Source organism: Mesorhizobium sp. M1409, from assembly GCF_040317535.1.
GTDB lineage: Bacteria > Pseudomonadota > Alphaproteobacteria > Rhizobiales > Rhizobiaceae > Mesorhizobium.
This window is the reverse complement of the sequence record NZ_JAMYKV010000095.1, coordinates 1-11,093: the sequence shown is the minus strand read 5'-3', so window position 1 is coordinate 11,093 and position 11,093 is coordinate 1. Positions and strand designations below refer to the sequence as shown.

8 protein-coding genes and 1 pseudogene are annotated in these 11,093 nt (G+C 61.3%); 5 read left to right on the top strand and 4 right to left on the bottom strand.

The window, feature by feature from the left end; all coding sequences use genetic code 11:
- The coding region (locus tag NKG99_RS34460; RefSeq protein ID WP_352873876.1) for an RHE_PE00001 family protein at positions 1 to 784 on the top strand (784 nt) is incomplete at its 5' end.
- A 319-nt stretch (positions 785 to 1,103) separates the two neighbouring features.
- Here the strand turns inward: NKG99_RS34460 and NKG99_RS34455 are convergent.
- The 3 genes and pseudogenes from NKG99_RS34455 to NKG99_RS34445 all read right to left on the bottom strand — a co-directional run.
- A complete protein-coding gene (locus NKG99_RS34455; RefSeq protein ID WP_352873875.1) occupies positions 1,104 to 2,090 on the bottom strand; it encodes an AAA family ATPase in 987 nt (328 codons plus the stop codon).
- Positions 1,994 to 3,745, bottom strand: coding sequence for an AAA family ATPase (locus tag NKG99_RS34450; RefSeq protein WP_352873874.1), 1,752 nt, complete (start codon positions 3,743 to 3,745; stop codon positions 1,994 to 1,996). The genes NKG99_RS34455 and NKG99_RS34450 overlap by 97 nt, the downstream gene beginning before the upstream one ends.
- 62 nt (positions 3,746 to 3,807) lie before the next feature.
- Positions 3,808 to 4,362 (bottom strand): annotated as a pseudogene (locus NKG99_RS34445) (hypothetical protein); the annotation flags it as partial.
- 311 nt (positions 4,363 to 4,673) lie between these two features.
- On the opposite strand from NKG99_RS34445, the gene NKG99_RS34440 reads away from it, so the two are divergent.
- The 3 genes from NKG99_RS34440 (at position 4,674) to NKG99_RS34430 (ending at position 9,403) form a co-directional block, all read left to right on the top strand.
- Positions 4,674 to 5,933 (top strand): metallophosphoesterase family protein, encoded by a 1,260-nt coding sequence (locus NKG99_RS34440; protein ID WP_352873872.1) that lies wholly within the window; start codon positions 4,674 to 4,676, stop codon positions 5,931 to 5,933.
- Positions 5,930 to 8,218, top strand: a complete 2,289-nt coding sequence (locus NKG99_RS34435) for an AAA family ATPase (protein ID WP_352873870.1) — start codon at positions 5,930 to 5,932, stop codon at positions 8,216 to 8,218. The genes NKG99_RS34440 and NKG99_RS34435 overlap by 4 nt, the downstream gene beginning before the upstream one ends.
- An 87-nt stretch (positions 8,219 to 8,305) precedes the next feature.
- Positions 8,306 to 9,403: an ATP-binding protein gene (locus tag NKG99_RS34430; protein ID WP_352873868.1), complete on the top strand. Its 1,098-nt coding sequence runs from the start codon at positions 8,306 to 8,308 to the stop codon at positions 9,401 to 9,403.
- 120 nt (positions 9,404 to 9,523) lie between these two features.
- Here the strand turns inward: NKG99_RS34430 and NKG99_RS34425 are convergent, their stop codons facing one another.
- Complete coding sequence (locus NKG99_RS34425) at positions 9,524 to 9,817, bottom strand: hypothetical protein (protein ID WP_156942708.1); 294 nt, start codon at positions 9,815 to 9,817, stop codon at positions 9,524 to 9,526.
- Between the two features lie 65 nt (positions 9,818 to 9,882).
- On the opposite strand from NKG99_RS34425, the gene NKG99_RS34420 reads away from it, so the two are divergent.
- Positions 9,883 to 10,500 carry a hypothetical protein gene (locus NKG99_RS34420; RefSeq protein ID WP_352873866.1) on the top strand — a complete coding sequence of 206 codons (618 nt, stop codon included), beginning with the start codon at positions 9,883 to 9,885 and terminating at the stop codon, positions 10,498 to 10,500.
- Positions 10,501 to 11,093: the final 593 nt, after the last annotated feature.

Here is an 11,093-nt window from a genome sequence, read left to right as displayed (position 1 = left end):
GGCCATGCCGGCGGCGGGCCAAAAACGCCGGGACGGGGAGGGGGCTGGAACTGCCTCTATGGAAGCCGACGATCGCGATGACGCCGAGGCCGACCGGCTGGCCGAAGAATTTGCCGAGATCGATGCCGTCCTGGCGCGCTCGTCCAGGATTCTGAGCGGCGCCGGCGTGCCCGCGAAAGCGGCGCGCCCGGACGACCGGCCGGAGCCGCAAAACGGCCTGATCTACGATCTCGACTGGAATGAGGAAGAACGGCTGGCCGAATGGCAGGCCGTGCTCGCCGACACGCGGGAGTGGCCGTCGGTGCTGCGCGCCACAATCCTGCTCGAAGCCTGGTCGGACATCGAGGTGCTGCAGCATGCCACGTGGCTCGGGCCGCTGCTCGTGGCTGCACTGCTGCGACAGGAAGGTCTTGCCGCCCACCATCTCGCTTGCATTCATCTCGGCGCGAAAAACATTCCGCGCGAGCGGAGGCGGGCGCGCAATCGCGGCGATCGGCTGCTCGCCTGGCTCGATGCCATTCACGACGCAGCGCTGGCTGGCCTGAAGGAACACGATCGGCTGGTGCTGGCAAAAAGCCAGATGGAGCGGCGGCTCAAACAACGGCGCGCCAGCTCGAAACTGCCCGACCTGGTCGAGCTGGTACTCTCGCGGCCGCTCGTCTCGGCGGGCATGATCCAGGAGCGGCTAAAAGTGACAAAACAGGGGGCGCTCAACCTGATCGGTGAGCTTGGCCTGCGCGAGATGACGGGGAGGGGAAGGTTTCGGGCGTGGGGGATCGTCTGACCAGGTAATCAACTGAGCTGACAACCCGTCTACGGGGCTTACCTGCCCGAACGCTGTAGAGGATTACTCATAGCGATCACCGGCGGAATGATCACCGATGCGAGGCCGACATCGGCCCTAGCCTAGGATGGCGGTGGAGTGCGGCTTCGTCGACTTCCGCCGAGCACACAGTGGCTATGTAAGCTTCGTCGTCTCCGTGAAGCGTACCCTTGGCGGTAAGCCGCCGGTACGTTCAAGCCTCATCAAAGCCATTGTCGGGCCCGCCACTCCTGACCGCGATGCACATGCTCTGCTCATCCCGTTTCTCGATAGCAAAGCGCTATTTATTTGGCTTCATCTGCGGCCGATCCGCCTCTGCTGCCTCGCTGTCGGACTTCAAATCAGCAACCAGAGCCTCAAGTTCGGACAAATGTGCGATGAACTCTTGAGGAAGGGGGACAGCTACCGTATGCGCCGCGGGATTGTCGTGGCTGTGAGTGTTTGCGCGGGTCATGCCTTCGTGGAATCGTATCGCCAACGCGTCCGAGAGTCGAACATAGCGCAGTAGCTGGGTTTGGATGACATCCGTTCCTCTTCGCACGATGTCCCGGAATATCACTTCCTCCACCACACGCTCGTAAGTATCGCGTAATCGGCCATAGAGGTTCTTCACGCGGTACTCGTACTCGGCCGGGCTGGTCGCAAGCAGCTTGGTCAGTTGTGCTGAGTCGTTCTTCAACAGCCCGATGCGCTTGCCGACGTTTTGCCCCTTCCACGGCATCCCTGCCGTATCCACTCTGCCAGCGGCAGCCTTGTCGCTAAAAAGTGCCACCGTGACGGGCTCGATGCCCACTTCATCAGCCGCGCGACTGAGCTCATTGAAAAACACAATATCGTGCGTAAATACGATGACTTGTCGCTTGGTTGCCTCCTCAGCGATCCGCTGGGCGACCCTTGCACTTCGATCGCGATCGAGCGACGAAACGGGATCGTCAATCACGATCGGACCTGAACCGTCTGTCAACGCAACTTCGGTCAGGAATCCGGCAAGAGCCAAGGCACGCTGCTCACCCTCGCTCAGGATATCCGAGGTGACCTTGGCCAGTTTTGTCTTGGGATCGACCTCGAATTCCGCCTTTGTCTGGTTGCTCTTGCGTGCGAGGCCTACCTTGAGGTGCATGATGTCGAAGCGGGCGCGCTCGGCATCAAAACGCGTGACGACGGCTGTTGTCAGGTGGGCATCGACAAGCTCATTCGCGCGCTGCGTAATGCCACGAGTTTGAACGTCGGCGAGAGCCTTGGAGTAGGCGTCATCAACGATGAGCAAATTCCGTCGCACGGTGAGCTTCGCTTTGCTGATGGAGAGCAGCTTGCGGTCCTCAAGCTCCTCTTTTCCGCCAGGAGTTTGATCCGCTCTTCGTTGTCTCCCGCCTGCGCTAGTCCATCCTTCTCGCCTTTCAATTTGAGCGCGAAAGTTTCCAGCTGCTCGATCGGCACGACAAGAGGAGGAATTGTCTGACTGCTCTCGCCCCGCAATCGCGCGAGGGCCTCCGCTCGCCGTGCGACCGCCGATGCCTGGAGGGTTGCGAGGGCACCAGCGAGCATCTCGTCCCGCCTTTTTACCTGCTCGCGACCGTCGGCAAAATCGGAGGCGCCAAGGAGAGCCAAGGCATGCACGCTTCCCAGGGCGTCTTCGACGGCTTTCTCAGCTTCCCGGGCGGCGGCATCGAGTGTGTCGTCCATGTATTTTTGGAAACGCTGCATGCGAGCAGCACCGTCGGGCAAAAGCGGCTGCTGGCATAGCACACATGCAGCAGCGCCGCCGTCTGCCACCAGAACCGGGAACTCCTTATCCTTATACGCTTCTGTCACCGAGTAATTGCGAGCCGCCGCCCAAAGTGCCCGCCATGCACCGCTTCCGACACCTGGCAGAGGTTCATCGGTGAACAACTCGCTAGCGGCTACCGTCGCTGCCTGGCGTGCTGCAACTGCTGAAGCGCGGAGCTTTCGAAGCTCGTCCAGTGTTGCGTCTGCGAATGCCGATCCGACAGCCCGGACCTCCAGCAGCAGCGCATCTGTCCACTTCAAAAGCGCGGTGACGTCGGCAGCGGCGGCAGCGCCTGCGGAAAGGGCGGAGGTGAGTTCAGCGACACGCTGCTGGTCCGTCTCGGTAAACGTCGTTGCCGACTCAATCTGCGCATCGGTCGTGGACTTGTTCAGCTGCTTGTTGAAGAGCTGAGCCGCGGTGCCGTGCTGGGCAGGAAACGCGAGCGCAGTCAGTTCGACCTTGTTGCCGACTTCCTTCGCCCGTTCTGCCTCCAGTTTCCCCTTCAAGGTAATGCAGACTGCGTTGAGCCGATGCGGCAGGGCCAGTCCGAAAGGAAGAAAACGGATTTGATTTCCGCCGTCGACGTAAAGCTCGGCGGAGGCCGTATCAAACACCGCAACTTGCATGAGATGCGGCGACGCTGCGTTGCCTGGCGACCAGGGAACTACTGCCTCGCCTTCGCCGGCATCGATCACGATGTCGGCTGTCTGAGGGCCGGGCGTGCTTCCGTAAACGTCAGCAAGAACCTTCAGCCTGGCTGGGTTCTCAATGCGTGTCCGACAAGCGGTGCGAAAGATCCGAACAAACCCGCTTTTGCCGCTCCCGTTGCGACCGTAGACGATCGTCAAAGCCTTGGGACAGAACGTGAGAGATGCCTTGGGCACCAGCCGATTCACATTCTCGACATTGGCGATGCGCTTGAGGACAATCGGTTGATATTCTCCGTTCCCAAAGTGGGCTTTCGTAAACGGTATCGGGGCGGGCGGCGCCGAAGTGAGCGCAAAGCCGGCCGCGTATTTGACCATCGCCAGCAGAGCCACAATGTCAGCATCTGTGAGCTCATTGCTGATCGCCAGCCGCCGCAGAGCGTCCTGTTTCCAGGTCGAGAGCTTTGTCGACCAGTCGACAACATCATCAATCGGCGTCCCCGCCATTATCCTTCCCCCATAAAACCCTAGCTATTCCTGCAGGATTCTGGCTAGAGGATCCAGCAATATTGCGATTGATAGCCGTCGAGGCCACGCGGATGCCCGTGCGCGGCAAGCCGTTCGGCCGCTGCCTTAAGGATCGGCGCAACGCCGTGATCATTGGGCATCACGAACGCCGGAAGCAGTTGCGCCATGTCCGCGACGCCACCCTACTCGTCGCACGCAAGCAGCCTCACCGTCACTCGCTTTTCGTCCAGGATCTCACCGGCCGCAGACAGGCGCAAGGTAATCTCACCTCGCTCAGCCTCGTTCAGGCCGGCGAGATATCCAGCGTCAAGCTCCACCTTGCGGTCACTCAGCTGGAGCCGGTCGCCTGGGATGAGGCGGTCTACCGTCCAGGTCTTCGGCCGCAGGAACGACGGTGACGACGTAAGCTCCAGCCGGCAATTCTCAAAACTGCGGGTGGTGTCGTTATCGAGCCGGATGGACCGGATAACCGGGATCGCATTCTGATAGGATGCATAAGTGAAGCTGGACGCGACGTCGGCAACTATGGTCGAGCCAGGTGGCCTACCGGCAACACTATCATTTGTTACTAACTCTGAACTATCTGCAGATTGCATTGACCCCATACCCCCCGCGTGGAGATTAAGCAATTTCTTGCGGAATAAAAGGCTCTTGGCTGACGGATGAATACAAAGCTTTCGCTTGTCCACGCGATAGTTGAGGCTCGCAACAGGGAGGTCAGGCCTGTTAATGCTCCCTCACAAGAAGGTCGCAGACACCCTATCCTGACTTCGAGGCCTCAACTCACAGATACTGTTGCCGAACGCCGGCGCACTTTGCTAACCGGGATGGGACGCCTTCGCCGCTCGCTGCGACGTTTTGGGCGAATGTTGCCTGAACGTCTGTTCGGGCCGGGAGAGCGCGCCAGATGGCATTTCGATTTGTTCATACAGCCGACACCCATCTCGATTCACCGCTGCGCACACTCGCGTTGCGCAATCCCGAACTCGCCGAACTGGTGGGAGATGCCAGCCGCCGGGCTTTCATCTCGATCGTGGACCTGTGTCTTGCGGAGCGGGTCGATGCGCTTGTCATTGCGGGCGATCTTTACGATGGCGATCAGACATCGATGAAGACGGCGCGCTTCCTGGCCTCGCAAATGATGCGTCTGCACCAGGCCGGTGTCAGGGTCTACATGATCCGCGGCAACCACGACGCCATGTCTCGAATCTCTAAACAGCTCGTCCTGCCGGACACCGTGACGATTTTCAGTGGCCGCACGCAGTCCGTGATCCAGTCGGGCGCCGGGCTGGACGTCGTGCTTCACGGACTGAGCTTCGCCAGCCCCAAGGCGGCCGAAAGCCTGCTGCCCGAATATGCCGGCCCCCGAGAGGGCGCCGCGAACATCGGCATCATGCACACCAGCTTGGCCGGCTCGCCCGGCCACGACGTCTATGCGCCTTGCAGCGTCGCCGACTTGCAAGGTCACGGCTTCGAATATTGGGCCCTTGGCCATATTCACGTTCGCAAGGTCTATCCCGGCGCAAGCACGCTCGTGATGCCTGGAATCCCTCAGGGCAGAGACATCAATGAGGCTGGTGAGAAATCGGTCACCCTAGCGACCATAAACGACCATCGGTCTGTCGACATTGAGGAGAGGCTGACCAGCCTCGCGCAGTTCGAGCGCGTGAGCGTCGACCTGGCAGGAACATCCGAGCTGCCCGAGGCCGTCGGCCGCATCCGGTCTGCGCTTGAACAATCCCGGACTGCCGCCAGATCGCAATACCTCATCGCCCGCCTCAGCCTGGTCGGCGCTTCCGCGCTGTCATGGACGATGATCCGCGATAAGGATTTGGTGCTTGCCGAGGCCGAACAGGCGGCACAGCAGGTGGGCAACACCTGGGTGGAGAAGGTCGAACTCAATCTCTCTGCTCCCGGAACAGGGAAGTCCGAAGACGTCGCGGATCCGACCCTGGAACTAGCCGAGTCAATGCGCGCCAACGCAACGTCGGACGCATTCCGTTCGGACGCCAGGGAATTGGTGTTGAAGACCATCGCGGACCTGCCGCCGGATGCGCGAGACTTCGCAGGACAGGACGAGGCGGCGTTGGAGGCATTCCTCGATGACGTGCTTGCACGTGGCGTCGACCTGGTCACGGCTCGCCTCAAGGCAGGCGGCACGCGATGAGATTGCGGCGGCTCGACCTCACGCGTTACGGCAAGTTCACCGACAAGGCGATTAACTTCGGACCCAAGCCGAGTTCAGGGCCTGATCTGCACATAGTGTTTGGCTTGAACGAAGCCGGCAAATCGACCGCGCTTTCTTCCTATCTCGACCTGCTCTTCGGCATCGAAGAGCGCAGTCGCTACAATTTCCTGCACGATTATAGCTCCATGCGCATCGGCGGGCTGCTCGAATTTGAGGCGCAGACGCTTGCCGTTTCACGCACCAAGAGTCGCAGCAACTCGCTGCACGATACCGAAGGTCGGCCACTGAGCGAGATTGCCATTTCGGCTCACCTCGCCGGATTGTCCCGCGATGCCTACAGCAGCATGTTCTCACTGGATGACGAGACGCTGGAAGCAGGGGGCAAGGCGATCCTTGAATCACGTGGTGATCTCGGCAAGCTCCTTTTCACCGCCAGCGCCGGGCTTGGTCATGCGAGCGATGTCTTGGCCGCACTGGAAACGGAGGCAGATGGACTTCACCGAAAACATGCCCAGACCACCGAGATCGCGTTGCTGAAGAAGCGGCTCGCGGAGCTCAAGTCGCGCAAGGAGACGATCGACACCCTGGCCTCGACATTCGAGGCCCTCGAGGCGGAACGGGTGGAGGCCCAGGACAAGTATGATCGCAGCCTCGCTGAACGCTCCGCGTTGTCAGCGCGACTGGCTACGATCGACCGATATGTGCGCGCCGCGCCGCTCCTGCCCGAAATCAGACGCAAGGCGAATAGACTGGCTGAGCTGCCTGATCTCCCGTCCCCTCCCAGGACCTGGAGTGGCAGCGTCGCGGAATTGATCGATCGGGACGCACGCTTGAGAACCCGCCTCCAGGCCAATGCCGATGAGATCGATCGGGCGACGGCAAAGATCGAAGCAGTCGCTATCGACGACGCTGTCCTGGCTATCTCCGAACAGGTGCGAGGACTTGCTGATCGCAAGGCGCGCTATCTGTCGGCGGGCATGGATCTGCCGACCCGCAAAATGGAAGTCCAGATACTTGACCAGGTGGTGGCGAACTGTCTCGCCGCGCTCGGAAGATCGGCCGAACAGGATCCGTCCCGGCTGATCCTGCCTTCCTTTGTGGTCGGCCCGCTTCGCAACATGGTCGAGCAACGCTCCGGCATCACGGCGAGCCTGCGGATGGCCCGCGACGAAGCCGCTGCAGCGCTTGACGGGCTCAACGCTGCGCGAGGTCGCGTCGGCGAGGAGAGGGCGGTGCCTGAGCCGGCAAGAGCCAGGCTGATGGCAGCCGTGTCGGAGGCGAAGGCCAGCAGTCACGCACGGGAGATAAGTGAGGCGCGCGCGTTGGAGGACGAGCGGCAAACAAGGCTGGCGGATGCCATGCGGCGCCTTCAGCCATGGTCGGGAGATGCGAACGCGCTTTCGAAGATATCGGTTCCGCCACCGACACAGATAGATGCGTGGAAAACATTGGCCGCGGACCTTCAAAGGGACAACGCAGTCTTCTCTGAGCGTCTGGCTGAGTATGAACAAAGTCGGATAGCGACTTCGTCACGCCTGGCTGCTGTCCGCGCCTCGGCCGACCTCGCCGACGACGACACAGCCGCAGCCATACGACGTGAGAGAGACGAAGCGTGGCGAAATCACCGGGCCGACCTCAAGGCCGAAACCGCAGACGCGTTTGCCGCAGCATTGGCCAAGGATGATCATGTCGGCGCGGCTCGCTTGGCCCATGCGGGCGATCTCGCGGATCTGCGCGCAATCAAGCAAAAGGCGGCTGAGACCGAAGCGGCAATAGATCGCGTAAGCTGCCAACTCGCTGGGGTGGGCCAGCGCGCAGAAATGGCGTCCGCTGAAATCAAGCGAATGGCCAGCGCCTTGCTTGAGGACTGCCAGGCGCAGTCGCTCGACCTGATGATCGGACTTCTCGAGGAGCGCATTTCCGCACGCGTCGACGCGCTGGTCGCCTGGGACGACATCCTGCTCGCACGCGCAAGGATTGAACGCGCGACAGCCGAAAGAGAGCGGATTCGGCTCGGATTGGCCTCGGCTCTTCAAAGCGTTGGAATCCAGACCGAAGCCGGGGAGGCTCTGGAGGCTCTGGTGGTCGCCGCTGATCGCTTTCTGGATAGGCAGGCGAAGGTCGACGCGGAACGAGCGGAGGCGCTAAGGAGCGTAGCCGCCAAGGAAGAGGAGCTCGCTGCTAGGCGGCTCGCTGTTGAAATTGCCGAGAGGCGAGAAAGTGCATGGCAGGCCGAGGTCAAGGAAACGCTGAAGGGCACTTGACTCGAAGAAGGCATTGCCGGGACTGGGCTTGGTAGCGTGCTCGATCAGTTGTCCGAGCTATCAAAGGCCCTGCAGGATCGTGAGGCCATGCGTATCCGCATCCGTAAGATGGAGGCGGATAGGACTGCGTTTGCTGACGAGGTGGACCGCCTTGGTGCGTCGCTGGCCGGCGAGGGTGCAAGCGGCGAGGCGCCAGAACAGGTGAGTGTCAGGCTGACAGAGCGTCTAGAGCAAGCCGAGCGTGCCCGCGAGGCGAGGGCAAATCTGCTGCTTGACGTTGAAAAGTTGCAGGACATTCGAGAGGCACTGAACGCTGAAGTCGCGGCACACGAGACAACAAAACAGGAAGTGCTCGATGCTTTTGGTGTGAGAACGCTCCCGGAGGTTGGGGAGCGCGATGAACAGCTTCGCGAGCGGGACGGTCTGCAGAGTGCCACGGCCGAGCTTGAAGAACGACTGGCGAGCGAGCTCGCCCTCGACGACTTCATCCAGGCGCAGTCGGTGCTGGAAGGCCTCGATCTCGATGGGCTCGCAATTGAAAAGGCCGAGGTCGAGCGGCGGCTAGCCGACCTCGATGAATCACTACAACAGCAACTGGTCCGGCATACCCGTGCGACGGACAAGCTCGATGCGATCGGTGGCGACAGCGCAGTTGCCCGGATCGATGCCGATCGTCGCACCGTCCTTCTCGAAATCGAGGAAAAGGCCGTCCGCTACATCGAATTGAAGCTTGGGGTGATGTCGGCGTCGAGCGCGCTCCGGGTTTATCGCGAACGCCACCGCTCTGGAATGATGAGCGAGGCCTCCGAAGCCTTTGCACTGATCACGCGGGGCCAGTACACAGGCTTGACCACCCAGCCGGTAAAGGGCGGCGAGGTTCTCATCGCAATGCAGCAGGATGGCCATTCGAAGGTCGCAGACGCTCTGTCGAAAGGCGCGCGTTTCCAGCTCTACCTCGCTCTACGCCTGGCCGGATACTATGAGTTTGCCAAGCTCAGGCCCGCTGTACCGTTCATAGCCGACGACATCATGGAGACCTTCGACCATCTCAGATCGGAGGAAGTCTTCCGCCTGTTCGGCGAGATGGCCGGCGTAGGCCAGGTAATCTACCTGACCCATCATCAGCACCTGTGCGACATCGCCAGGGCGGTCATTCCGGACGTGGTGATCCACGAGCTCGGCTAATTCAAGCGGCATTGTTGCTGGTCGGCTCTCGAGGAAAGTTGCATTGTGTACGACTGCTTCGCCCTCATTTACGACGTTGGGCGATGTCCAAGCATTCCGGTAAACTGCCGTTCAGTGCGTCTATCCCGTTGCGCGGGCATTTGGAGAGAACTGCGTCGAGTACAGCCGGTCCATCTCTTTGTCGAACCGTGCCCACAGGACGGCGCCCTCTTCGCCGAGCATTTCGGTGTCGCGTTGGAAGCGGTTCTCCTGGTGCACGGCGTCCAGCGGATCGTGCCAAGGGAAGGTTGCCGTAGCTTCGAGCCTGGCCAGCGTTGCTTCCAAGCGCGAGCGAATCGCCACCCGCTGTGATTGCGACAATGTATTGCGTTCGGCGTCGTCTTGCGCGAACAAGTCTGCTTGCGTGAGTCTCATGCTGGCAACCTAATGCTCTCGCGCATGCGGCGGGCAACGGTGTGGACCGAAGCGGGAGGGGAAAAGTGGCAAACAGTTGGCGCGGGGACCGCCTGCCCGACATCGTTCGATCGATGGCCTCGCGGCCGCGACACGAGGCGTTGCGCGGCCTAGTCACGGAACTGCTGCGAGAAGGCTTCGGCGCCGCGTTCAGCGAGCTGGAGCACGAACGCTATCTTGTCGACAACAGTGGGCGCATCGACGTGGCGTGGGGCGCCACGGTCATCGAGCTGAAGAGTGATCTTCGCCGCGAAGAGCGCGATGTCCTCGCCGGCATGCCCCACTACCTGGCCGACGCCAGCCGAGGCAGTGCGCCCGGCCGCACCACCGTCGGTTTTGCCACCGACGGCGCGACGCTGCTCGCCTACGCGCTCGATCGCGGCACGCTCGCGCCGATCGGCCGCTACGACGTCGACGTCGAGCATCCCGAACAGCTGCTGAGTTGGCTCGCTATTCGGAACCTGGCTTGTGCGCGACGACGGCGCGGCGACATGGGATTTCTCGTTCGCAGTTGTATGAATGGCGACGGCTGGCACGAGCGTGGCAACTGGATGTTGCGTCGCCTGCCGGGGGCTTTATTCCAGCACTGCTTATTCCAGAGATGGAGCCCGCAGCAGGGTCGTCTCCGAGGCAGGTCGGATTGAAGTTGTCAGCGCAAATCGTCGCCGTGTGATCGTGGACCGCGATGTCGACATTGAGGCGCTGCTTCGGATCATGCGCGGACTGGAGACGTTGCGGTGAATCCGTTTCCGATGGGGACCGGGGTCAAGGTCTGGCTTTCGACGGGGTATACGGACATGCGCTGTTATGCGGTGCATAAAATTATGCGGAGTCCAGAGCAGCAAGGCAAGGGCTGCCCAGGATCCGGCATCTTTTTACTCAGCATAATTTTAGCGGCTCAGCCTTGGTATCCAAAAGGGCTTGACACAGCTTAGGCCCTGCCCATGGTTTCGATGTGGAAGAGCGAAATGTGGGCCTCTTGAAGAGTTACCTACATTGAGTGCGAAGTCACCGTCAATCGAAGGCGGCAGGATATATCCTGATGTAAATTTCATGCCGGGGGGGGGGGGGGGGGGGGGGCCCGCGGGGGGGGGGGGGGGGGGCGGCCCCCCCCCCCCCCCCCCCCCCCCACCGCCGCCCACTCGCGGTAATCATTGGTGAATGGTACGCGTAGCGTGACGCGGTCGCCTTTCAGCGCCGGCAGATCACGGCGGAAGAAAGGGAGCGCGAACATGGC

Excerpts from the sequence above, each read along its gene's own strand:
- NKG99_RS34435 (WP_352873870.1), top strand. The coding sequence starts at position 5,930 with ATGAGATTGCGGCGGCTCGACCTCACGCGTTACGGCAAGTTCACCGAC.
- NKG99_RS34430 (WP_352873868.1), top strand. The coding sequence starts at position 8,306 with ATGCGTATCCGCATCCGTAAGATGGAGGCGGATAGGACTGCGTTTGCT.
- NKG99_RS34425 (WP_156942708.1), bottom strand. The coding sequence starts at position 9,817 with ATGAGACTCACGCAAGCAGACTTGTTCGCGCAAGACGACGCCGAACGC.
- NKG99_RS34450 (WP_352873874.1), bottom strand. The coding sequence starts at position 3,745 with ATGGCGGGGACGCCGATTGATGATGTTGTCGACTGGTCGACAAAGCTC.
- NKG99_RS34440 (WP_352873872.1), top strand. The coding sequence starts at position 4,674 with ATGGCATTTCGATTTGTTCATACAGCCGACACCCATCTCGATTCACCG.